A 25,699-nucleotide genomic window follows, 5' to 3' on the forward strand; every position below is an offset into this window, starting at 1 on the left:
GTCACCATCGTTCATGCCCGGCAGGCCCAAAAATCTATACGTCATACTCCAGCTGCTTCTTGGCCTGGGCTATAAATGAAACCGGCGTCGGGATCGTGTCCTTGTCATACTCGATAGCGCCTATCTTCAGGACGAGCTCCACCTTATACTTCTCGGCGTACTCGCTGTCGTTCAGATCATCGACCCGACTCTTCAACCGCTCGATGACGAAGTTCGCTCCCTCCCGGTCCGTAAACAGCAGCATTCCCCAAGTCGGATTATCCCGGTTGAGCAAGTAGAGCGAATCATTCGTGCGGATGCTGGTCTGGCTGAGCTTGGACAGATCATGCACCGCCTCCATCAGCTTCTCTTCGCCGATCATGCGCCTGATCTCATCCCAATACTTCACACTGAGCACAAGCAAAGTCAGCGGCATATGATAGCGAACCGACAGCGCCATGAAAACCGTAGCATCGTTCTGGAAGGCCAAGCTGTTCTTCAAGCTTGTCTTCTCGTCCATCGTAGCCAGAGAAGAGTTGGTCTTCTTCAGTTCTTCATTCTCCTGCTGCAACTGCCTGCTTGCCAAGGTGAACATCCACGTTGCAACCGTGAATATGGGCGTCATGAGGAGCCAGAAATAATTCTGGGTCACGATAACGTCCCCCTCCACAACCGTCTGGTACAAGGTGAAGGTCCCGTAGCCGAATACAAACACGACATTCAGCATCAACCCCGTCGTAAGGGTCGTAAAATACGTGATGATGGCGATCAGGAAGGCCAGATTCAAGAAAATAATGTTCGGAACATACGTATTCGGATCCGCTGCTGTATAGACGATACTGATAAAGCAAGCGATGAATAGCAGCAAGAACGCCCCGTCCGAAAGCGCGCCGCCTTGTAGGCGTCTCATCGGCCTCTCCCCCGCTTCGTTGACTTCTTGTGCTTGCGGATCATCAGAATCAGAGAAACAAGCACCAGTACAAGAGTAAGTACGGCAGCTATCGTAAAGCCGACCACATCCTTGCGCTCCAGCACCTCGCGGAGCACGGAGGGGGACTCGGGCTCGGCCAGCTTTTTGAACCGGAAGGCTTGCGTCCTGCCGTCTTTATCCGTAACGACGCCATCCCCGTATACCTTCCACAGCGTACCCTCCGTAGCCAGCAGCTTGGACGCCAGATACACATACTCGGAGCCGCTGCCCGTAATTGCCAATAGTCCGTTGCCTCGGCCGTAAGGCGAATCGATCAATTGCAGGGAGCCTATACGCTTTCCGTATTCGGTCTCGATGCTCATCTTTTCATTGGACACAAACCCTCCGCCGTCCGGATCATAGCGAAAATACAGCTGCTCGTTGCTATCCCGGATAACCTTGTTGTCCTGGTAGCTGCCTATCGCAATGATCTGCCTTCCCTTCAGCTCTTCCGCGCTGGCCTCGTCTCCGAAGAAGCGAACCTCTCCCGTATTCGTCTGCGCATATTGGCCAAGCAGGTTAAACAGATGGGTCAGCGTTTGGAAGCTGTAGGCATCGCGCTTGCTCGGGAGCACCACAGCCACCTGGTTGTAGCTGCCGTCGCGAAGGAAGGGATAGGGGTAATTATTGAGCAGCAAGTCGGCTCGATCCTTGGTGTTCAGCTGCAGCAGCGAATCCTTCCCGATAAAAGCCCAGGGCATCTGATCTTGTCTTTCTATACAATCCATATGATGCTTGAGCTCCAGATCGAAAGCGACGGTTACCGAAAAATTGCCCGAGATGTTCAAGTTTTTCGGCACTTGCAGCGTAAGACGATCGCCATCCGCCAGCTCCGAGGATAGTTTTTTGCTGCCTATAGGCGTTTTGTCGATCAGGACGGTAACCATGGAGCGTTCCATATCCAGATTACGCGCATAGCGCAAATCCAGACTAAGCTTGCTGGCATCGGCGAGCGAACGATTTCCGGGCAGGGCGACGAAATAGGTTCTTTCCTGGTGACCCTCGCCGGTCAACTGGTCTCCGCTCTCGGTCAAGACGACATTCCGGCTGACGCTGGCGGCGGGCGTCCCGACTTCCGTCGTCGCATCCACTACCTTCGCATTCGCGTCGATCTGAGCTAGCAACGCTTGATTGGCCGCCAGGCGTCCGGCTTTGATGAGCATGCTCGCATCGCGAGAGGTGATAACCAGCGTAGGTTGATCGGCCGTCTTCACCAGTTGGAGCAGCGCCTTATCCTGCAGCTCCCCTGTACTCAACAGCCCCTTGAGCTCATCCGGCAAATTATCGTAGAGAGCGATAAGCACAACCGCCCGCTTCCCCTTCACCTGCTCCGCCACATAGGGGATCAGAGAGATCGTGCGTTCCTTCAGCGAGTTCGCCTTGGCGAATCCGGATAAAGCATACGCCGCGGCTTCCAGCTCGGCTGTCTCGCTCTTCCCGGACACCGCTACGGCATTCTGCCCTTCATCGACCGTATCGAGTCCGATAAAGTGGCGATTGAAATCCCGGATGCTATCCTTCATCGCCTCGCGGTCGTAGTGCACGGTAATTCGGGAGGAATCCAGCACCTGAAGCCAGCTGCCCCGGGTATCGGTCGGCAGACAGACGAGCTGCAGGCTCGGATCGATCGTTTCGAGCTGTCCTTGAATGCCCAGCGTATTGACTCCCTCGGTCAGAAGCGAGGCAGGGACCGCCACCGACAGCTGCTGGTTCCCCGTCTCGCCGGTCACGGGCCGGAAGGAATGAAACGGCGTGCCGTTCAGAAGCAGCGTAACGCTGGATCGCTCGCTCTGCGTCAAGGGAGACGCTTTATAATCGAGCCGCACCTCTACCGCTCCCACCTTCCAATAGTCTTCGATCCGAAAATATTGCTGGGCGGAGGTTATCCCCCCGGATAAGGAGGTGCCGGTAAACGTCGTCCCGTACGTCTTTCCGTCCGCTCCCCCGTCTAATGCACCCTCGGCACGAGCCGTAAGCGGCAGCAGCAGAGCCCCGCAGAGCAGAGCTATCCTTAGCAATCTTTTGTTCACTAGTCTCCTCACCCCCTTAGAATCGTTCGGTTTTATACCACTTGGCCTCTCGTTTAAACACCAGGTCCTTCAAGTAGGTATACATGCCGTAGGCCGCCACCACCATCCACAGCTGGCAGTAGGAAACATACATCAGCATGATGATCCATAAGTTCGACAGCCTCATCTCGCCTTTCTCCGTAACGAGAGTAATAAAGGTGCCGACGACAAAAAGCGTAACCGCCAGCAGCCATAGGAACGAACTGAAGCCTGCTATCGTAGTCGTCACATATCCAAGAGCATTCAGGATCAGCAGCAGGTCGGACATCACGAGAGAGGTCAGCAGCAGAAAATAAATCGACAAAAAATAAAGAATGTCAAAGCGAATCGTCTTCGCCGAGCGATCGAACAGCAGCGGCAGGTTTTTGATGATGACATAAATATTGCCTTTCGCCCAACGCGTGCGCTGCTTAAACCATACTTTGACCGTTTGGGGCTCCTGTTCCCAGGTGACGGCTTTCGGCTGGAACTTGATCCGGTACCCCATCATATAGATGCGGAAGCTGATCTCGGTATCCTCCGCGATCGCCTTCACATCCCATCCTCCGATCCGCTCGACAATCTCCCTTCTCATGATGAAGTTGGTGCCGGGGATCGTGCACAGCTTGAATAATTTCCAGCGGCCCGCCTGGGCCATCCATTGGAAGGACAGCGTCTCGATGTTGATAAACCGCGTCAGCAGATTGGCATCCCGGTTCCGCGTCCTGAACTTGCCGATGACCGCTCCTAGCGTCGGATCATGGGTTATCTCCGAGACGAGGTAGCGCAGCGCTTGTTTCTCGGGTGTGTTGTCCGCGTCGTAGATGGCGATCAATTCGCCCTTGCTTAGCGCAAATCCAAGGTTGAGCGCATTGGACTTCCCCTTCCCACCGGTAACTGCATCGGTATTCAAGATGATCAGATTGCGGCCCGGGTGCTTAAGCTGGAGATTGCCCAGCAGCACGCTGCTGTTATCCGAGGAGTTGTCGTTGATGACGATGATCTCATACCGGTCATGGGGATAATGCAGGGCGAGCAAAGCTTCCACGGTCTGCGTGATGACCTTCCCCTCATTATGCGCCGGTACCATAATCGTCACAAACGGCGGCTCTTCCTGAAGCTCCGGGACGCTCTGGTTCTCCAGCTGAATATAGTAGAAGTAGCCCGCTACGATCAGGACCACATTCACGAGCAGCAGAGACCATATACATATCACCGAAATCAGCATAAGCAGATCTGCAATCGTCATAATTTTCTCCCCGGATGCGTGTATTTGCGCTTGTACAGCCGATAGCCGATCACCAGGAAAATTCCGAATATCAACAGGGTCGTTGTGATCAGCACGATAAAGATATTGTTCTGAATAGTGAACAGGGCGTCGAAGCTGCGCTCGCCTTCCTCGATATACGTATGATCCGATTCGATCTGCGCAAAGTCCTTGTTCAAGACGAGCGTTCGGCCGTTGATCTGAAGAAGCCCGGCGGCGGACCGGATCTCATGCTTGTCCGTGCGGACGACATGAACCATGCTCTTGTAATCGGAAAAAGTTTTCCAGTCGCCCTGGAGCGCCTGAATCGTTGCTTCCAGTTGCTCCTCGCCTTCGGGAAGCTCGAACACGAAAGCGGTGTTCATAGGGAGCGGCTCTATCGCTTTGATCGACTGGTCGAATCTTTCCAGCTCACCAGCCTTCAGCGTATACAGCGTGGAGGCAAAGGTCTTCGATGTAGAGGTCGGGGCCCGGTGCATAATCCGCTCATTCGGGAACATCACGACCGAGTCGAAGAATGCCAGCCCTTTGGACGCATAATGCTCATCGTAGCTCCAGTACATCTCCGCCCCGATTCCCAGAGGCGCTATCCCATAGTCAGCCAAAGCATCTACAAAGGAAGCCAGCTCTTTATTCAACGTCGTGATATCCTGACTGATCGTCGAAGCTACGAACGGAGCGTCCACCACCAGGCTGCCATTCCTCGACTGCACGTATTTGAGCGTCTCCAGATAACGCTGCGCTGCGGGGTAGTCGAAGTTGTCGAGGATGGGACGGACACTCGCAACAAAGGGGATGCCCGATTCGTACAGCCGATCTGCCAAGCGTCTGAGCAGCTGCAGGTCGGAGAACGGGTAGATCTCCTTGAACACCGCATAATATCCGCTCGGCGCGCGGACCTCCAGCCAGTCCGCAAGCAGATAGGCGATGCCCAGCTCGCTGAGGTTCCCTTTCTGCATATAGGGGACATAGGCATGCCGCCCGTTCAAGATTCCATATGGAGTAGTCCCGGAACGGCTGCCCGAGCTCCAGTTGCCATATCCCTTGCCTGCGTAGCGGACAATGGAAGGCAGGTTCTCCACCGGAAGAGAAGCCTCGGACAGCTGTCCGATCGCAAGCCGGAACCTGTCCCTCGTGCCCCGCTCCTCCTGAAGCTCCAAAGCTTGTACCGCTTGCTGCGGAAGGTGGGCGCCGATATGCAGATAACGGCCCTGGTATGCTTCGAAGTCCCGGACATAGGCTCCCGGCAGCTCCGTCAGATCTCCGGCATTGCGTACGGCGATCACGTGGTCGTAGCGCTGAAGCGCCCCCGGCTCATACTTATCGAAGGAGGATAAGGTCACCTGGGTCCCGAACGAAGCGAGCAGCCGCTGCAGCGCTTCGACATTGCCCTCGGTCGGGGTACCGATCGACAGACTGTCGTAGATTACCAACACCTGACTTGACGGCTGTTCGGCAGCGGCGCCGGCGGCTTTGACGTTCAAGCCCGGCGATGCTAGAAGAAAACAAAGCGACAGCAGCAGCCAGGATAAGACCTTATTGGGAAACATGCCATCCCCCCTGTCCATAGTTCACAGCGCCGGCTTGCCCGCCTTCCTCCTCTTCCTGTTCGTCCTCCAGCAGCCTCGCCCCCCATAACCTTCGGCCGAAGAAATCGGCTGCCGTCAGGAAGGACACAAGATCGAAGCAGGCTGTAAACAGAAACTCATGCTTGGACAAGTCCGCATCGCCCGCCCCGATAATCGAAACCAGAATGCCGGACAGACCGACCAGTATCATCATGGCCATCAAAGGAAGCCGGATCGTGGCCCGGACCCGTCTGGCACGCACCGCAGCAACGAAGGAAGGCGCATAAAGCCCCAGCACGACGAGCGTCCAGATCACGACGAAGCCGAAGGTTTTCGGTGCCAGGGCATCCTTCAGCAGGCTGTAGCCTGAGAAGAAAACCGTCTGCGCGCCGAACGGCTTGCCAGCCGCCTGTTCATAGTTTCCCATGGCAGGAGGCCGGATCGTGAATCCGCTGCGGGCCGCAAGGTCCAGCATTTTGCCCGCCTGATCGGGGTGGGTGAGGTAGTAGGCGAGGATGGAGCCGAAGCCGTACCTGCTGTAAAACTCCTTCTCCAGCAGCTCGGAATCGACATCCACCGCCGTGTAAGGCAGATAATAAATGCTGCCGTTCAGAATAGCGAACTGCCGGTCGATTCCGAAGGATTTCAGCGTAGCCTCAGGATCATGCGAATTCATCAACACGCCGCGAGTCATCGCATGGTATTTATTAATGTTGACGAACTCCTTCGGAATCAGCGCATACGTGCCGACCCCGACTGCAAATAAGCCGATAAGCGCACAAGAGACAAGCATTCGATACGCTCGCTCCCGCCTTACGAATACAAGGATGACGCCGGCCATTGCGATGATGAGTCCTACCGGCGCATTTTGCTGCTTACTCGTCGTCAGAAGTACGGCGCTGACCGCGAGCACGGCCAACAGCACATAGTCGTTGTATCTCTTCCGGTAAAGCAGCATCCCAGAAGCCACCACCAGCATCGCCATGATCATTACGACGCTTTCGCTATAGAAAGAATTAAAAAACGCCGTATAACCGGTGTCAGCGAAGATGAACACGGCCAAGCCGGCAATCGGATAGCCGAGCTTGCGGGGCAGCTTCCACGTGACGGCCTCCACCAGCAGGTACACGGCCATCGTATACAGCACGGTGTAAACGGCGGCCTGGAACCGGATATCGAACACGGCAGAGCTGTAGAACAGCTTGTTCAGGAGCAGGGCCAGATGTATAAATAAGGACTGGGACGAGAAAAGAGGCGCTCCATTCTCGTTAAAGAATTGAAAGATGCCGTATTCCCTTACGAAATAACCCAGATACTGATCGTTGTAATCCGGCGGTTTGAAATATAAGCCGTTTCCGTACAGAATACGAAAGTAATCCCCGTTATCCGCCATGCCGAGGAAGGGTGGCGTGAAGAGCGCCACGATCGTGATCAGCAGTACCCCGGCCGCCGCTGCGGCAGCCGGAGAGCCGTATCGGACAATCCACTTTCCCACTTTCTCTCCTGACATGCCGCAAGCCTTCTTTCCAATTAATATACGTAAGCCAGCAACGCCATCAGATTGTCGAAGGAATAGGCCTGCCCGGTGGCTGTGTCTCCGAAGCCCCCGTTCAGCTCACTCCCGGGATCCAGAATCTGAAATTCATTCATTCGTCGCACGCTGTCTTCATATAAAGCCTTGTCTCCAAGCTCGGCTCCGATCATAGCCGCTATCGCATAGATTGCCGTCGACCGGATGTCCGTGGTTGGCTTCCCATTCTTCGCGTATTGACCGTACAAGGTACCTGCCTTGACCTGTTCCTTCACAAACCGGATGCTGGAGGGCTCGTGCTGCCGGACTTCCGTTAGCGCGAGAATAGTCAAGAGAGATTCCACCGTGTTGATATTCTCCGAGCTGTAGCCGGCTTTCTTGTAATCATACCGGGTTTCATAGAACGGGAAGTCATCCGATATGTACCCTCCCTTACTAATACCCAACATACGGGCTGTAAAAGCACCCTTCGACTTGCCGGATAGCGGCAGAAGCTCAAGCGTCTTCAAATCTATGTAGCATAACGTAATGAAATCATTGGTCATGCGATACGTATCGTCGTAGAAGTCATACAGAAACCCGTCTTTTACATTATGCTCGTAGAAGCGCTGGCCATAGGTTTTCGCTTCGTTCGCATAAGCAGGATCGCGGAAGGCCTGTGCCGCTTCATGGAGACTTCTAATCATACGCAGGTCATCAACTGCCGCATTAATTGGGTAAGACTTGGTAAGGAGAGGGCTGTACCGGTAGCTGAAGCCGGATGGCAGGTCGAAAATCCGCTTGGCCCGGGCCCACTCCTCGTCAAATTTCTGCCGTTGCCCGGTTATCGCATAATAGCGCATCAGGATGCCTGCCGATTCGCTTAGCACCTCGTGCCCGCTAGCAGCTTCAGCGGTCTGCGGAGTATCCTTCAGGTTCGTATGGATGCCGCTCGGGCCGGTAAGACGGTTTTCTATAAATGCATACAAGGCCTCTCGTCTCTTCGACATGCCCGTGCTGTCCCCATAAGCTTGCATCGGCAGCAGGGAGCTGCTTTCAGCAGGTACGGATGCAGGAGCCGATTCACAAGCCGTGAGGCCGACCATCAGCAGGATGCTTGCGCCGATCAGGAATCTTTTTTTCATACCCGTAAGTCTCCCTATGCATGCTATGATTTTTAACCGTAAGAAATGATAAAATTAGGTCTTTGGAACCATTTACCAACCCGAAACATCCACTATATTTGTCGAATTGTCGTTTTTTATTCTCGACTTGTTCAGCTTCCTATGCTATTTTGGTTCTAAGCAAGTTTACCATAATATCTTCATTCCCTCAGGAGGTAATATATGTATACATTCGGAGGAGAGACGCCCTTTTTGGCCGTAGTCGTACCCTGTTACAATGAGGAAGCCGTGCTTCACGAAACGACGAGAAGACTGGCTGCCGTGCTCGACCGCTTGGTTCAAGAACGGCTCATCGCTCCGGAAAGTATCATCTTGTATGTCGATGACGGGAGCAAGGACGAAACCTGGGAGCTGATCGACGAGCTTAGCCGTTCCCATACCTTTGTCCGCGGGTTGAAGCTGTCCCGCAATTCGGGACATCAGAACGCTCTGCTCGCGGGACTGACCGCCGCCCGGGAGTGCTCGGATTGCGTCATCTCCATCGATGCCGATCTTCAGGACGACGTTACGGCTATCCGCTCGTTTATATACAAGTTCCATGAGGGCTATGATGTAGTCTACGGAGTCCGGCAAAACCGGAGCACCGATTCGATCTTCAAACGGAATACGGCCCTCGCCTTCTACCGGTTCATGAAGCTGATGGGCGTTAACATCATCTACAACCACGCGGATTACCGGCTTCTCAGTCACCGGGCTCTGACCGCCCTCTCCGATTACAAAGAGGTGAATTTGTTTCTGAGAGGGATCGTCCCCCTGGTCGGCTTCAAGTCCGCTATCGTCCGGTATGACCGCCATGAACGATATGCGGGGAAGTCGAAATACAACCTGCGAAAAATGCTGTCCTTTGCTTTCCAGGGCATAACTTCCTTCAGCGTCACGCCGATCCGGATGGTGACGGCCGCCGGCTTCGTCATCTTCATACTGAGCTTTCTCGCGGCCCTATACTCCTTGACGGTCCATCTTTGGGGGCGTACGACTTCCGGCTGGACCTCGCTTATCTTGTCCATCTGGTTCCTTGGGGGCGTTCAACTGATGAGCCTCGGCTTGTTAGGGGAGTATATCGGCAAGATTTACTTGGAAGTAAAAAGCAGGCCCTTATACAATATAGAGGTGAACCAGCTTCTGGAGGATCGGGGTGTGCAAGCTGACAACAATCAGAAACTCATATCGCGTTAGAAAAAGGATGAAGACGATCCTCACCTCCAGCCTATTCCGCTTTCTGCTGGTCGGGATGCTTAACACGGCGGTCGGCCTATCCGTCATGCTCGTGCTCCTTCACGGGGCGAAGCTCGATTACTGGATGTCTACCCTGATCGGGACGGCTGTTGGGGCCTGCGTCAGTTATGTGCTTAACCGGTCGTTCACGTTCAAAAGCCGTACGGCCCACAAGACAGGCCTGATTAAATTCCTCCTGGTGCTCGGCTCCTGCTACGTGGTGGCGTATGCCAGCAGCAGCTGGTTGACAGGCAGCATCGGCGAATTTATCCCGGTCCTGTCTGGCGATGCAGGCCGTACGATTGCTGTGGTGCTGGGGAACGGTTTGTATACGATTCTGAATTATCTCGGCCAGAAGCACTTTGTATTTGCGGAGCGAGATCGAGCGTAGAGACGATAAGGCAGCTCTGGCCCCGCAGCAATTATGGCAGCAAGCTTCGCCTTGGGGGAAGAGGCGAGGAGCTTTTGATCTGCAATACATAGCTCACTTCTTCCCCTTGCGGGGCTGCTTCTCCCAGATGAATGCTCAATCTGCTGCCATCCGTGCCCTGCCACGCCACAACCTTCCCTTGGGTACCCGCTTCATCCGCTTGTTCCAAAACTCGGAGATCATTGCTTGTCGGCTGCGGCAGGGATTGCGACAAGCTTGCCTTCAATTCCTGATTCCAAGCAGCGAAGCGATCTTTATCGGACGTTATCAACCAGTACTCGCCCGACACAAACTGATCGTCTGTGAAATGATAAACGACTCTTTGCGTCAAAGACGGACTGTCTTGAAGAATGTCTGCTGCAGTTATCAGCCTATCCTCTCCGGTCTCGTAGCTGCTTATCTTCCTTGTTGCTATAAGCTCCTGCCTCGTGATCAGCCATGGCAAGCCTTCGAACCCAAACCCGTCTCGGCTCTGTATGCTCTTCACAAGCTCGTTAAAGCGTGTCTGATTGTCGGAAGAAGCAGAGGTCGTTTTATCCGAACCTGTATACGCTGTACAAGCGACCAAAATACCCGAGCCTATCACGAACAAAAGCACAGTGGTCATAGCAAGCTTGCCTTTTCGCTTGGTTCCCAGATCCAATATGCTGGCGAAGCGCCGTTCCATGGTTTTTTTCCCGCCGCTGAAGGAAGTGGAGAGCTTGCTGCTTCGCGTCTGTCCCGCTTCCATAATGGCGAGGATCGTTTCGCTGTACTGTCTTCTGTAGGTTAGGTCCTTCCCTTTCACTACCTCGGTATCACATGAAATCTCCAGATCCTTGTCGGCCTGCCTCACCATCAGATGGACCAGCGGATTAAACCAATGGATCGCCTGAACCGCGAGCAGCAGCAGCTTATACCCTAAGTCTCTTCGCTGATAATGAACGAGCTCATGCTTGAATATAACCTGTAGCTCATGGTCGCGATAGGTTTCCTGCGGCAGCCATACCGTAGGCTTGAAGAAGCCGGTCAGCATGGGGCCTTCCAGCTGCTTCCCGATCCGAAGTCGAACCTTACCCGACAGGCTGCGGCTCTCCAGCTCCTTCTCGAATAGCTCCCGAACTCTCGGGTCGGCCGGCGGTCTGCTCCAGCGCCTGATCGAGCGTTGGAACCAGATGTATCCTGCCAGGTGAACAAGGAGAGTAAGTACCGCTCCCCCGCCCCATACGATGACCAGCCAGTCATAGAGGCTGAGGCTTGCGAACGGGTAAACTGCCGCGGATGAACCGGTTTGGACGGCTTCATTTACGTGAATGGCCGCCGCTTGTTCCTGGAGGCTCAGCCCATTCGGCACGCTTGGGGAAGGGAGGACGATCCGAAGCGGAGATTGGGGCAAGGCGAAGCTGACTGGCAGAACAAGTCTCGCTGACAGTGCCATCCACACCCAATAACGCCAATGAACCGTATAAGTGGCCGTTAACCATGGGATCAGCAGCAGCAAACAAGCGATCACAACGGAAGTACTGAGCGTGACTTCCATGATGGATGTAAGGATACGTTCGGACATGCTCATCCCTCCTTGGCCCGCTCTTCAATAAACTTCCGCAGCTCCTCCAGCTCGTCCTTGGAAACGGCCTGGCTGTCGTATAGAGAGGCAACAAAGCTCTTAAGCGAATTGCCGTACAGTCTTTGCAGGATCGACTTGCTTTCGTGCTTTAGATAGTCTTTTTCCTGTACAAGTGCGGTATAGGCATTGAACCTCCCCTGTCGCTCTGAGGTAACAAAGCCGCGATCCAATAGCCTGGCCAGCAGATTGAGAACGGTAGTCACCCCCCAGGTTTTGACCCCTTTCAATTGCTCCATCACATCCGCAGAGGTTACGGGCCTCCCCGCTTCCCAGATCACCTTCATCACTTCCAGCTCGGCATCCGGCAATCTTGGCAGTTTATCCTCGCTCATGGCAAAACCTTCTTTCGACAAAGTGTGAATCAACGTACGCACATTCTACACTTGTCGAATGAAGATGTCAACCATTCCCTTTATGGACATAAAAAAGACACCCCAATCAGGCATCGGTTCACACATGGTTGTCCGATGTCCCTGATTAGAGGTGCAAATCTAGGGCTGATTTCGTTGACTTACGGCTCTTTCGTTACATCATGGATGAGGTCTGCCGTCAGAAGCATTCTTCTGACTATGGCTGCCGTCTCCGCCCTGCTGATGGACTCCTTGGCAGAAAGGCCCGTATCGTCCCCTTGGACGATGCCTAGGCGAATGCACAGGGCGACGAATGCTTTGGCCCATTCGGAAACCTCTCCGTTATCCTTGAATCCCGCAAGCCGATTGTGAATGTCACTTTCCGATATCACGGTATCCAGCTTGGTTATCCGCATCGCCTTGGCGATCATCGCCATGGCCTCTTCTCTCGTAATGGTCCGCTCCGGCTTGAAGCTACCATCGTCATAGCCGCTAATGATTCCATACTCATGAGCTGCGCTGACTGCTTCAACATACCATGCCCCCGCCTTCACATCGTCAAAGTCCGGCTGGGAACCGGATGGACGGAGCGCCATCGCTTTGACGAGAATCGCTGCGAATTCAGCGCGCGTGATGGCATCGTCCGGCTTGAACCGCTTGTCGTCGTATCCGTTCACGATCATCCGGGAGGCCATGTCGTTCACATCGATTTTCGACCAATGACTCTCTACATCCTCCATGGTTCGAGGGTTGTAGATGACGGAGTAGGTGCTGTTCGTCAAGCTATTGATTTTGGCGAAGTATTGGGAACCCGTGCGGCTGACTGCGGTGGGCACATGTGCAACGACGCCATCAGCTACGTGCACAACCCCCGTCGTAATCTTGCCCGGATCGATCTCTTCAGGCAATCGGATATGCCGCTCCACGTAAGCATCGAATCTGCTTACCTCCATAGTTTGACCGCGATACGAGGCCTGGACGGTAAAGTCCAGCGGCGGAGCGACTAGAGAGTACCCTTCCTTTTGCGCCGTACTTTGAAGCATGTGAACGGTCTCCTGCGAAGATTTCGTTATCCGGATATCGATCATGACATCCTGGAGCGCCGTCCCTGATCCCCAATGAGCAGTCAGGGCGCTGAGGTTGATTTGATGCGCCCCTAGCGAGTAGGACGCCTCCTCAGTCTTAAGAATGAGCGTCGCTCCTCTAGTCTCCATACTATGGATAAGATCCCCGGTAAGCTGCAAGGACACAGTCCCGCTGCTGTTGTTGATCGGAACGATCACAACCGGCTTGTTCCCCTGCTGATTCAGTATTCGATTCCACTTGGCATGGTCTGCCACTAATCTAGTGACCGTTCTTCCCGCTATCGCTTCGGTTACCAGCACGCCTGCCTGACCTTGCCTTACACCATTGACGATAATCTCGGCTTCCCCGTCTGTGCGATTCATGTCGGAAGTAGGCAGCTGCGCCGGATTCGACACGGATGGCTCAGGGGTCGGTTCCAACACCGGGCCAGGCTGAGGCGCAGGCGTTCCCGGATCGGATGGACCATCACCGCCGGTATCGCTCTCTTCTTCCAGCCTGTTGATCGACAGGGTGTATCTCCGCTTGGTTGTGCCGTCTTGAGCCGTCACTTCCACGGTAATGACGTTCGCGCCTGTTCGAAGCTGAACCGCCGTAGCTGCACCATGGGCGGCCGCTTGACCGTTAATGCTTACCGTTGCTGTAGGGTCATCGAGCTCCGGCGTAATCGCTATGCTGCCGCTCGAATACGACACCGTGGCGTTGTAAGCTGCTACCTCCGCATCGAAGGCGGGATTCAGCGTCGCCCCGCTCACCGCGATCCCCTTCACCTTCGCATTGGCGGAGGGGTCACGATAGACCGTAAGGGCATATGTCAGTCGGGTTATGCCGTCTTGAGCGGTCACCTCCACGTTGAAAGCATTGCTGCCTACGTGGAGAGCCAGATCACCGGAGTACGTCCCACCTGACGTCAAGGCGCCATTGATCCGAATCACCGATGTGGTATCCGCTGCCACAGGCTGGAATCGTATGGTATCCGTATGATGCTCCACTTGGACCGTGTACGCATATTGCCCGCTATCGAATACAGGCGTCAGCGAGCCCGCGCTGGCCGTTAATCCGCTTAAGCTCGCATTCGATGACGGCGCCCTGTCGACGCGGATCGAATACGTTTTGGTCGTCCGTCCATCCTGAGCGGTAACCTCGACCAGGTGCGTGCTCACGCCTACCTCCAGGTCCACTTCATGCGTGTAGACTCCTGTTCCCGCATCGATAACCAAATGCCCGTTAATCTTAACAGTGGAATGAGGGTTATACACCGTGGCGGTCACGGAAAGGCTATACACGCTATTCGACACATTGGCGCTGTAATTCATGCTATTCGCGGCAAACTCAGGGGTAAGTGTCACATTCCCGGCGCTCAATGACCGCAAGTCCGCTACGCCGCTCGGAATAATAGTTACTTGTACGACTGCGGTATTAGAATCCGCGAGGCCGTCGCTCACCTTAAAGGTAAAGCTATCCGGCCCATGCTGTCCTGCATGAGGCGAATATTCGAATGCCCCGGAAGCCGGGTCCGTCAGGACCACGGTGCCCTTGCCTCCCTGCGCGACAATGTGATATGTCAATGGATCGCCTTCCACATCACGGGCTGTCAGTACTCCTGTTCCGACCTCCCCTGCGTTGGTCGTAAATATCCCGTTGGAGGCCACAGGCGCATCGTTGACAGGCAAAATCCGGATATCCAGAGAGGCCGCTTGCGCATAATATTTGCTTCCGTCGCTTGCCTCCCACATCAACCGTGCAATCCCACTCCAGTCCGCATCCGGCTCGAAAGTCAGGTTCCCCAGATCATAGGCATAAACCTCCTGCGATACGGTGACGCTCGAACCGTTCAGCTTCAGCAAGCCGTGGGCTGGCAGCGTGACGACCTTGATTTTATGAAGTGCTCTGCCTGTTTGCGTACTATACACAAAATCCGTCACCGACAGGCGTACGACGGCATCCTCCATTCCTTGCTTCTCGTGATCTATGCCTGTCGGCCCGCCATATCGGATGTCGGCCGCAGTCGAGTAAGGAGTTAACAGGTAGTTGGCCGAATCCGCTCCGGTTAGGATCAGACCGCTTACGGACACCGGTATCCCTGTGCCGATATCGCCGCTGGCAAAGCTTCCCGTTGCACCGCTAGTATCCAGGACTACGCTATCCCCGGGAACTGCGCCGGATACATGGGCGAGCGCCTTGTTCAGCGCTACTGTGCTGGTTCCATCGTAAAATTTGCTAACAGCTGTTATTCCTGCTGCCGATACCGGCTTTACCGTAATCGTTGACAGCAAAGCCAGCGGCGTCAAGCTGTAGTTGCCGGCGTCTGCTCCACTTAGAGAAAGACCGCTTACGTTGATGACTTTGTCCGCTCCGGCTTGTCTTTCTTCATAGCTCCCGACTGCCGTTCCACTGAGTTCCACCCTATCGCCGGTTTTGATCCCCTGCAAGCTTCCACTTCCAGCGAGAGCGGCCGACGTCGTGCCATCATACGTCTTCGGAGCCACCGTTATCCCGCTAATCGAGACGGATTTCTGCGTAATCCCGGCAGTCGTCGTCACCACAGGAACGCTGTACTTGGCGGCATCCCTTCCGCTCAGTGCAAGACCACTGATCGTCACCGTCTTACCCGCAGCCGCGTGCTTGCTGTCAAAGGCTGCTGCAGCGGATGCCGTGACAAGGCTCACCTCGTCTCCGGCTACAATCCCGTTCAACACGGCGGCAGATGCGTCGAAGGTTGCTGCCACGGTGCCGTCGTAAAGCTTGTCGTTGGCCGTGATTCCGGTGACGCTCAGCGCCAGAACCGTGATGTCAGCCTGTGTCGTATAGGGGCTCAGGGAATAGTTGCCCGCATCGGCGCCTTCCAGGAAAAGACCCATTACCGCCACACTCTTGCCCGTACCCGCATCGGCGCTAGCGAAGACAGCCGCTGCCAAGCTGGTATTCAGACTGACTGCATCGCCCGCTTCCACACCGGTTAAGCTTGCTGCCGCAAGGTCCAGCGCAGCCGATACCGTTCCATCGTAAGCCCGGTTCACGGCTTGAATCCCTGCTGCCGAGATTGTCTTCGGCTCAATACCTGCCGTACTCGTATAAGGCAGCAGCTCATAGTTGCCTGCATCCGCACCGTTCAGTGACAAGCCGCTAACCGTTACAGCCTTAGTCGTCCCCACCTCACGGCTGCCGAAGCTTCCGGTCGCTGAGCTGATGTTCAATTCAGCTTCATCCCCAGGGATAACTCCGTCCACAGCGGCTGCCGACATATGCAAGACGGCTGCCGTCGTTCCGTCATACGTTTTGTCGACCGCGGAGATGCCCGACACTGTCAGGGGCTTCGCCGTAACCGATGCCGATGCCGCCGTTCCGGGATTCAAGATATAATTATTGGCATCTGCACCCACGATACTTAGCCCGGTTATGGCGACGGTTTTATTGGCCCCGACATGCTTATTGTCGAAAGCGCCGCTTGCCATGGAAGAGTCCAGCGCGACTTGATCGCCAGCCACCGCTCCGCTCAGAACCGCAGCCGATACATCCAGCGCTGCAGCCGTCTGACCGTCATACTCTTTGCCGCTCGCCGTAATTCCCGTCACGGCTACCGTCTTAACCGTTATGTCGGCCGTCGTGCTGTAGGGCTGCAAAGCATAGTTGCCTGCGTCAACACCGGTGAGGGCTAGACCGCTTACCGAGACGGTTTTTCCGCTACCAACTTGCTTGTCTGGGAATGCTCCTGTCGCTTGAGATACATCCAGCGCGACTTGATCGCCAGCCACCGCTCCGCTCAGTACCGCAGCGGATGCATCCAGTCTCGCAGCCGTCTGGCCGTCATACACCTTGCTCCCTGCGGTTATTCCCGTCAAGGTTACCGGGATGGCCGTTATATCGGCCGTCATGCTGTAAGCTGCCACGGCGTAGTTCCCTGCATCGACGCCTGTAAGGGATAGACCGCTCACCGCGACGGTTTTTCTGCTGCCTGCTTGCTTGTCCGCGAAGGCTCCCGCCGCTTGGGATACATCCAGCACGACTTGATCGCCAGCCACCGCTCCATTCAGTCCCGCAGCGGATACATCCAGCGCTGCAGCCGTCTGGCCGTCATACGCTTTGCTGCTCGCCGTAATTCCCGTCACGGCTACCGTCTTGACCGTTATATCGGCCGTGGTGCTGTAGGACTGCAAGGCATAGTTCCCTGCGTCAGCACCGGTGAGGGCAAGACCGCTTACCGCGACCGTTTTTCCACTGCCGGCATGCTTATCAGAGAAGACTCCCGCCGCTTGGGATACATCCAGGGCGACTTGATCGCTAGCCACCGCTCCGCTCAGCACCGCAGCCGATAGATCCAGCGCTGCAGCCAACTGGCCGTCATACGCTTTGCCGCTCGCCGTAATTCCCGTCACAGCTACCGTCTTAACCGTTATATCGGCCGTCGTGCTGTAGGGCTGCAAAGCATAGTTCCCTGCGTCGGCGCCGGTGAGGGCTAGACCGCTTACCGCAACAGTTTTTCCGCTGCCAACTTGCTTGTCCACGAAAGCTCCTGCCGCTTGCGACACATTCAGCGTGACTTGATCGCCAGGAATAATCCCGCTGATCGTGGCGGTGCCTGCTTGTATATTCGCTCCGGCGCTTCCGTCGTAATCTTTACCGCTTGCCGTAATATCATGAAGAGTTACAGGCTTGGCGATGATATCTGCCGCCAGCACCACATCCGTCAAGACATACTTGCTCGCCTGAGCCCCGGCCAGCACAAGTCCGTTGACCGTCACTGTCTTACCGGTTCCGACATTTTTATTGTCGAAGACTGCCGCCGCCGAAGCGGTATTCAAGGTAACCTCGTCACCGACTAAGATCCCATTTAATACCGCACCGGATGCATCGAAGGCTGCCGCTGTGGTATTATCATAGGTTTTGCTGCTAGCTGTCACTCCGGTTACCGTCAGCGCAATAGGCTGAATCAAGCTGCTTGATAGAGCAGACTGCGCGCCATCCAGGATCAGACCACCGCCCTTAGGCGTTACCCGGAACGTATAGGTGCCCGGCGCTGCTAGGCTTGCTGTGAAATCAACGCCGGCCGTCTGGTTCGCACCCGTGACGTTGATAGGGGCCCCTATCGCGACGTTATCTTTGAAAAGCTGCACATCATAGCTGATTGCCTGTGGTGTTGCCTGCCAATTCGCTGTCTTATTCACCCATACAAGACCGCTGCTCACGGTGCTAAGCCTTATTACCGTTTGGGCAGCCGAAGCAGCCGAGGCAGCACCATCGATGATGTTTACTCCATTTCCTTTGGCCGTAACCCGAACCGTATAGCTGCCTTCTCCAAAGCTACGCATATCCGATAAGAAATCATGACTCGTGCTGTTAGCCGTCTTGGATACAGCACTGCCTACGGGAACTCCATTATTGTACAGTTGCACCTGATAACCCAGTTCATTAGAAAGATCATTCCAACTGGCGATCCCTTGGGCAGATAATTGGACATTGCCGACTTGGCCCAGGGCAACATTCACGGTCAATGCTGCGCTATTGGATGTGACGCTAGGAGCGGATGCTCCCGTTACGACAACCCGGTATTGGTAACCGTGCATGCCTGCAGTCGCTCCGGTAATGCTCAAAGTATTGGTAGTAGCCCCGCTATATACCCCGCCATTCGTAATATTGACGAAGCCTGAACCAGAATTTACTTGCCATTGATAACCGACCACCGTTCCAGTCGCCGTTATCGAGAAGCTTGTGCTACCTCCTGCATTCACCGATGCACCGCTTGGTTGGGTGACAACTGAAACTGGCACAGCCGCGACGTTCACAGAGATCGTACGCGTCGTCGTAGCTATTCCGTCGCTCACCTGTACTGTAAAGGTGTCCGCACCGTAATAGCCGTTAGCCGGTGTATAAGTGATCGTCCCGCCAGGGGTAATCGATGCGTTACCCGAAGCGGCCGTTGTCCCCGAGAGGGCCATGGTTCCGTGACTTGGAGCCGTGCTTAACGACCATGTCAGCGTCTGCCCGGTATCCGGATCGCTGACTTTAAGCAAATCTCTGACGTCGACGGCACTCGAATTCTGGTTAACCGTCAGCACCGTAGCGGCTCCTACGAAGCTCGGGCTGGTGTTCTGACTCCCTATCAGGACGACGTAGTACTTGCTTCCCAATATAAAAGAATCCGTTCCAGACGCGGCGGGAGCCCGGTACATGACGCGCTCGCCTACCATCAGTGGAGCATCGTTGATAACCATCTGCAAGTCTACGTTGCCGCCGCCATACCAATCTTCATCATCCACATAATAGAGCGTCCCTTTGCCGGACTCCGCCGGTAAATAGTGGATGTCTCTTACTTCTTCGGTCATCTCGAAATATTGCTCAGCCAAGCTGTTAAGATTCAAGATCTGAGGGGCTACACCCGTTATCGTAAAGGCTTTATCAAAGGATTGGCCCAACTGATCGGTAACGGTAAGCGTTACGTTCGCGTTTTCGCCGAGTGCCAGCGACTTTCCCGCTCTGAGGCTCAATAAACCCAGTTTTTGCGAGGCATCCACAGTGGTTACTGAGAATAAATTAGCGGGGTCGCTTTTCACGGAGAAAGTCAGCTGATCACCTGCTATGTCGGTCCCTATCAGCTTGCCTATTCTCATTCCCGGATAACCGGCAGGCGCCTTATCGCTAATGAGTTGAATATTTGTCGGAGGAGGATTGACAACGGTAATGGTGATCGTAAAGCTAGAGGTATGGGGCGTTTTCTTATCCCCGACCAGGCCTTGGCCGCCGCTCCAACTGACTTTAAAGGTGTACACTCCAGCTGCGTTGCCCCTAAACTTAATTTGGTTGCTATCCACCGTAGTCTTGGGGTAGCTGAATCCCACGCCGATGGAATTAGATGCCGTACCAAGGCCCAACTGGCTCCCCGCTCCCGGCACAGAATCGAAATAAACGTAAGAATAATCCTGGTAGCCCAAATCCGCGGAGGTCAGCGATACTTCCTGTCCGACTCCTACCGTCTTGGAGGCATTCGGCAGCACACCGTTCCAGCCGCTCATATCAACAGGCTGAGTCTCTATACCGCCAATGGCGGCTTCAAGCACGGCGTTCCCAAGAAGCGGATTGCCCGAGGTCCTATCTTCGCTTGCTGCGATATCGGCCCCTATCATTCTGGATAGCGCTTCCAAAAATGTATATCCCTCACCTGACTGGGCCACCTCGCAGCCATAAATCAGCACATCGCCGCCAGCCCGAAGCGAATGGCCCACGGCGGCAAGCTCGGCCCGATACGTGTCTACCGTCTCTTCTGATAGCACGTTGCCGCCTAGCACAATCTCGCCTGGGGCCCCATGGGTGATCAAATGGATGGCGTCAAGACCTTTCCTTCCAGCAAGTGCATCGCTGATCTGCTTGATTCCATCTAGATCCGACCCGATCCATATCACTTCCGCTCTCCTACTAGCCTGATCCGCCAAGAGCTGCGCGTCCTCTATGCTAGAGTCGATAAATACGACTTCCTTTGAAACGGTTGACGCAGCCGACGATACCGGGACTGACAGGTAAAAAGTGAATAGCAGCAGCATGGTGAACAAACTCAGCAGGCTATTTTTTACAGTCTTCAAATACGGTCCCCTCCTTAAGATGACTTCCTGTTGTTTAACTTGTCCTCATTTGTCCAGCCATCTAGGTGAGCCCGCCTGAAAAGCAAAGGACTTTTGCCTCTTACCCTTGATCAACTAAGTCTTGCCTTCACTCCCCGTTCATAGGCACAAATTCCTATATCTATAGTAATAAAACTATTATATTATAGAAACTTTCATTTTTCTAACATTTTTCTACATTTTATTCTGATTTTTTCGTGTACGCTCCTACGGGGAAAGGAAGACATCGTATCGTTGGCTGAGCGGTTCAATATGTCGTTTCAATCCACGCTCCCGCACGGAGAGCGACTACTAGAGCGATCTGAAAGTAATGTAATAATGTAATAATGGAGCAAAATAGGAGCGGTGGCGGGGCGGGGTTACGGTTAACGGACATGTGTCCGTTAGATTTTTCATCAAGCTCAAATCTGCTTCTAAGAGGGCGTCATTAGACTGTCGATTCATTGTGGACGGCAGCGCAGTTAAGTAAAGGTTGATCGTAACGGACACCACAGTCGCTATTTCACAAAAATGGGGCCTGTTCAAATTGTAACGGACACAGACGACCTTACTTACGTCAAAACCGCATAGAATGGGCGGAAATGCACCAAATAGCGTCATCTGAGTCCGTTAGATTTTCAATATCGCAAAAATGCTGCAAATAGAGACGCTGAGGTCCGTTAACGAAAGCAGAACGTTTCAACTCAGTTACTCATAATGAATCGACAGCCTCCGTCATGTCCGTTAGCCGATCCCGATACCCATGTAGGTATGTGGGGACTAGTAACGTTACTTCGGGAACGTTCTACTAGAGGCTCTACAGGTACTGATCGAGCAACACGTCGTTTCAATCCACGCTCCCTCACGGAGAGCGACTGGCCAAGACAGCCCCAAAGGTACGTATATCGAGGTCTCAATCCTCGCTCCCGCACGGGGAGAGACTAGTGACCAAGCATGTACTCTGCCTTGTCCGATAGGTTTCAATCCACGCCCCGCGCGGGGAGCGACTTTCGAGTAGGCCACGTAAGAGCGGCCCATAATGAGGTTTCAATCCACGTCCCCGCACGGGGAGCGACAGCTTGCATTTCAGCCCTTGTCCCACAAGGGATCTCAGGCGAAAAGTGCGAACCTACATTTTCACCCGGCCTTTGCACAGGCGCTTTGGGGACGAATCACCTGCTCCCTTACTGCGCCTGTAGTGCGAACCTCCCAGGAAAATCAGGTGAGCTTGGGGTTCTCACCCATGCTTCTACAATCTTTCTCCGCCTCCCTCCCATTTTCCTCCAACGACAACGAAACAGATCCGCACACCTAACAGGCGCGCGGATCTGTTCCGAACCACTAAACCTCACTTCTTCTCATCCGCTCCGCCCCGATGATACTGCTCGACCAGCTTATCCAGCCTTCCGATATGGTAGCCATAATCGAAGAGCGCCGATGCAACGATGCTTAGTCTCAATTCATCATCGGCCCGCTCATAGACAGTTCCCATCGTCTCGCGCAGGAAGCGGGCGCTCTCGGCCTCCATCAGCTCCACTTCGGGCGGTTCCGTTTCCTTCAGCTTTTCATCGAACTTCAGAAGGACGTGCTCATGAAACTTGCTCAGCCGCTCCAGCTGCCGGTCAAATTCTGCTCCATACCGTTTATCCCGATCGGCCTGGAAGTAGTGCTCCTCCACCACCTCCAGCACGTCCGCCCCTTTGCGCAGGGCAACGAGCATCTGCTGATACACGACCAGATCGCGGATTTTGCTGAATTGATTGCCTCCCACCTTCTTGTATTCCTCTTCCACCAGCTTGAACTTGTCAGCCAGCGACTTGAGCGATTCCTCCAGAGCTTTTTTCTCGTCGCGGAAGATGTTCTCCTTGATCTCATTGGATACTGCTGTCCGCAGCAGCAGCGACAGCTTCGCGTATACGCTGTGAATCTGCGTGACGAACTGCTGGCGGGGCCGGGGAGGGAGGAAGAAGATATTGATCAGCGAGGCCGTACCGATCCCCACCAGAATCTGGGCGAAACGGCTGAGAGCAAACTCCCATTGCCCCGAGGCTTCCATTACGGCAATAACTGTGACTAGGGTCAAGCCGATGCTGTCCTGCATCTTTAGCTTCATGCAGATCATGATGACGATAATACAGATCAAGCCGATCGCGAACGGGTCCTTCGAAAAATACATGCCCGCCAGTAGCGCTAGGACCGCACCGAGCGTATTGGCCTGAAGCTGCTCCAGAAAATGCCGCCAGGAGCGATAGATCGTAGGCTGAATGGCGAACATGGCCGCGACGGCGGAGATGACCGGGGACGGGAAATGCAAGAAGAATGAATTAAAATATAAGGTCAATGTGACGGCTAGGCCGGTCTTGAGCATGCGGGCTCCGAAAGCCACATTCATCCCTCCCGGATTTATAGGGTTGAGCCGGATTCATGACAATCATAAGGATTGTGCAGATCCTGCCGGTATTCGGACGGCGTGAGTCCGTAGCAGCGCTTAAACTGCTTGGAGAAATAAAGCGGATCGGCAAAACCGATCGAAGAAGCGACCTGCTCCACCGTCAGCGATTCCTGCAGCAGCAGCTTGGCGCGTTCCATCCGCACCTTCAGCAGGTACTGCATCGGAGAGAGACCGGTATGCTGCTTGAACATCTTGGACAAATGCGTCCGGTGATAGCCCAAAGACCTCGCCATCTCCTCGATCGAGATAGGCTGGTAATATTGCAAGGTCAGCCATCGGATGGCCTGCTCGATCTGCCGTTCGATCACCGGACTCTCCTCTTTGCGCACTTCGCTTACGGCGGATGCGGAGGAATACTCGGCCAGGATCAGCCGGAGCATGCCCCCCGAGGCCAGCTCCTTGCGTACCGGCCCGTCTCCCCGCAGCGATTGCTCCATCTGTTGGTACAGCCTATGCATCCGGCGCGGCCGCTCGGCCAAGGCAGTCGGGGCATTGCGCGTCAACCCGCAGGAGCTAAGCAGCTCCTCCGCACGCCCCCCCTTGAAGGCCACCCAGCGATACTTCCAGGGGTCTTCATCCTCGCAATCGTAGCGGACCAGCTCACCGGGGAAAATTACGAAGCTGTGTCCGGGACCGAGCCGATAGTCCGTATTGCGGCAGCGGAATACTCCTCGTCCGGACACGACCGTATGAACCAAATAATAATCGAGCACCTGCGGACCGACCCGGTGACCTGCCATCGTCTGGGCATGCCCGCTGAACAGCACCGTTAGCTCGCCCTTGCCCGGAGACGGGTTAAAGGCGGCGTCATACTTGGCATGCGGCATTTGCAAAAGCCTCCTTTTGTCCATAAGCGCCCTACATCTGTCACTTGCGATTATACCCGGCTTTGTAACTGGCCGCAACCGTCTTCCGACCGAGGTTCGGAGAGCCTTCCCGCACCCCATAATCCTACAAATGTCCTTAAGCAAGTGGAATTCCTCCATATTCCTTCCCGGGCGGATGAGATATAGTCAGAAGCAGGAAGTCCACTATGCATTCCCTCCAGAAAGGAAGATGGTCTTGAATAAAATTACATTTATCGGAGCGGGCAGTACCGTATTTGCCAAAAACGTACTTGGAGACTGCATGCTCACCCCATCCCTGCAGGAGTTCGAGCTGGCCTTGTTCGATATCGATGAGCAGCGCCTCAAGGATTCCGAAAGCATGCTGCTAAACCTGAAAGCGACGACGGGCAGCGGCTGTACCGTCAAGGCTTACCAAGATCGCAAGGAAGCGCTGCGCGGAGCCAAGTATGTCATCAACGCAATCCAGGTAGGCGGATACGATCCGTGCACAATCACCGATTTCGAAATTCCGAAAAAATACGGCCTGCGGCAAACGATCGCGGATACGTTGGGAATCGGAGGCATTTTCCGCAATCTTCGCACGATCCCGGTCATGCTGGACTTTGCTCGCGACATCCAGGAGGTTTGTCCGGACGCCTGGTTCCTGAACTATACGAATCCGATGGCCGTATTGACGAACGCGATGAATACGTATGGAGGCGTCAAGACGGTCGGTCTCTGTCACAGCGTGCAGGTGTGTATGCCCCATTTGTTTAAGAGCCTTGGCATCGATACGACGGGCGTCCAAACGAAGATCGCCGGCATCAATCATATGGCCTGGCTGCTGGAATGTACCCGCGACGGCGTCGATCTGTATCCCGAGATCAAGCGTCTGGCTGCCGAGAAGCAGAAGGAAAAGCATAAGGACATGGTCCGCTATGAGCTGATGTTCCGCTTTGGGTACTACGTCACTGAATCCAGCGAGCATAACGCCGAGTATCATCCCTACTTCATTAAGAAGAATTACCCCGAATTGATCGAGCAACTCAATATCCCGTTGGATGAATATCCGCGCCGCTGCATTAACCAGATCGAGCGTTGGAAGACAATGCGGGAGGAACTGGTGGGCGATAAAAATCTGGAGCACAAGCGTTCCAACGAATACGCCTCCTACATGCTGCATGCGATGGAGACGAACGAGCCGTTCAAGATCGGCGGCAATGTGATGAATACGGGACTCATTACCAACCTGCCTAAGGAAGCCTGCGTGGAGGTACCGTGCCTGGTCGACAGCAGCGGGATAACGCCGACCTATGTGGGCGATCTGCCGCCGCAGCTTGCAGCCTTGAATCGCACGAACATCAACACCCAGCTGCTGACGCTTGAAGCGGCGATCACGCGCAAGAAGGAGCATATCTATCACGCGGCGCTTCTCGATCCGCATACCTCCGCCGAGCTGTCAATCGATGAGATCGTAGCGATGTGCGATGAGCTGATCGAGGCTCACGGCGACTGGCTGCCCAAGTACGTGTAGCTCGCAAGCCAAGCAGCGGCAAGGAACCAACACAAAACCGGCTTCGGAGCAGGCAATCAAGCCTGTACGAAGCCGGTTTTCATT

General features: G+C 54.6%; 14 protein-coding genes. 3 read left to right on the forward strand and 11 right to left on the reverse strand.

Annotated features, from left to right (window positions below):
* Positions 1-34 precede the first annotated feature (34 nt).
* Genes GSF01_RS02430 through GSF01_RS02455 form a run of 6 tightly spaced genes read right to left on the reverse strand, consistent with a single transcriptional unit; the run spans position 35 to position 8,487 of the window.
* Complete coding sequence (locus tag GSF01_RS02430) at positions 35-889, reverse strand: diguanylate cyclase domain-containing protein (protein ID WP_159881435.1); 855 nt, start codon at positions 887-889, stop codon at positions 35-37.
* Positions 886-2,979 carry a cellulose biosynthesis cyclic di-GMP-binding regulatory protein BcsB gene (locus GSF01_RS02435; protein ID WP_159881436.1) on the reverse strand — a complete coding sequence of 698 codons (2,094 nt, stop codon included), beginning with the start codon at positions 2,977-2,979 and terminating at the stop codon, positions 886-888. Before GSF01_RS02435 ends, GSF01_RS02430 begins: the two co-directional genes overlap by 4 nt.
* A 16-nt stretch (positions 2,980-2,995) precedes the next feature.
* Complete coding sequence (locus tag GSF01_RS02440) at positions 2,996-4,246, reverse strand: glycosyltransferase family 2 protein (RefSeq protein ID WP_159881437.1); 1,251 nt, start codon at positions 4,244-4,246, stop codon at positions 2,996-2,998.
* A complete protein-coding gene (locus GSF01_RS02445) occupies positions 4,243-5,814 on the reverse strand; it encodes a hypothetical protein (RefSeq protein WP_159881438.1) in 1,572 nt (523 codons plus the stop codon). Before GSF01_RS02445 ends, GSF01_RS02440 begins: the two co-directional genes overlap by 4 nt.
* Positions 5,801-7,342, reverse strand: a complete 1,542-nt coding sequence (wsfD, locus tag GSF01_RS02450; protein WP_201305304.1) for a glycan biosynthesis hexose transferase WsfD — start codon at positions 7,340-7,342, stop codon at positions 5,801-5,803. Before wsfD ends, GSF01_RS02445 begins: the two co-directional genes overlap by 14 nt.
* A gap of 20 nt (positions 7,343-7,362) precedes the next feature.
* Complete coding sequence (locus GSF01_RS02455) at positions 7,363-8,487, reverse strand: hypothetical protein (protein ID WP_159881439.1); 1,125 nt, start codon at positions 8,485-8,487, stop codon at positions 7,363-7,365.
* Between the two features lie 201 nt (positions 8,488-8,688).
* Here GSF01_RS02455 and GSF01_RS02460 point away from each other — a divergent pair, with 201 nt between their 5' ends.
* A complete protein-coding gene (locus tag GSF01_RS02460; protein ID WP_159881440.1) occupies positions 8,689-9,702 on the forward strand; it encodes a glycosyltransferase family 2 protein in 1,014 nt (337 codons plus the stop codon).
* 7 nt (positions 9,703-9,709) lie between these two features.
* Positions 9,710-10,132 carry a GtrA family protein gene (locus GSF01_RS02465; RefSeq protein ID WP_159881441.1) on the forward strand — a complete coding sequence of 141 codons (423 nt, stop codon included), beginning with the start codon at positions 9,710-9,712 and terminating at the stop codon, positions 10,130-10,132.
* A gap of 31 nt (positions 10,133-10,163) precedes the next feature.
* Here GSF01_RS02465 and GSF01_RS02470 read toward each other — a convergent pair whose 3' ends face one another.
* The 5 genes from GSF01_RS02470 to GSF01_RS02490 form a co-directional block, all read right to left on the reverse strand.
* Positions 10,164-11,717 (reverse strand): M56 family metallopeptidase, encoded by a 1,554-nt coding sequence (locus GSF01_RS02470; RefSeq protein ID WP_159881442.1) that lies wholly within the window; start codon positions 11,715-11,717, stop codon positions 10,164-10,166.
* 2 nt (positions 11,718-11,719) lie between these two features.
* Entirely contained in the window at positions 11,720-12,109 is a 390-nt protein-coding gene (locus tag GSF01_RS02475) for a BlaI/MecI/CopY family transcriptional regulator (protein ID WP_159881443.1), read from the reverse strand.
* A gap of 179 nt (positions 12,110-12,288) precedes the next feature.
* A complete protein-coding gene (locus GSF01_RS02480) occupies positions 12,289-20,784 on the reverse strand; it encodes a YDG domain-containing protein (RefSeq protein ID WP_159881444.1) in 8,496 nt (2,831 codons plus the stop codon).
* Positions 20,785-22,150: 1,366 nt separating this feature from the next.
* Positions 22,151-23,194 (reverse strand): aromatic acid exporter family protein, encoded by a 1,044-nt coding sequence (locus tag GSF01_RS02485; protein WP_328803629.1) that lies wholly within the window; start codon positions 23,192-23,194, stop codon positions 22,151-22,153.
* Positions 23,195-23,205: 11 nt separating this feature from the next.
* Positions 23,206-24,081: an AraC family transcriptional regulator gene (locus GSF01_RS02490; RefSeq protein ID WP_159881446.1), complete on the reverse strand. Its 876-nt coding sequence runs from the start codon at positions 24,079-24,081 to the stop codon at positions 23,206-23,208.
* Positions 24,082-24,316: 235 nt separating this feature from the next.
* Here GSF01_RS02490 and melA point away from each other — a divergent pair, with 235 nt between their 5' ends.
* The gene (gene melA / locus GSF01_RS02495) at positions 24,317-25,615 is read left to right on the forward strand and encodes an alpha-glucosidase/alpha-galactosidase (RefSeq protein ID WP_159881447.1); all 1,299 of its coding nucleotides are present in this window, start codon (positions 24,317-24,319) and stop codon (positions 25,613-25,615) included.
* Positions 25,616-25,699 lie beyond the last annotated feature (84 nt).

It is taken from the genome of Paenibacillus puerhi, from assembly GCF_009846885.1.
GTDB classification, from domain to species: Bacteria; Bacillota; Bacilli; order Paenibacillales; family NBRC-103111; genus Paenibacillus_G; species Paenibacillus_G puerhi.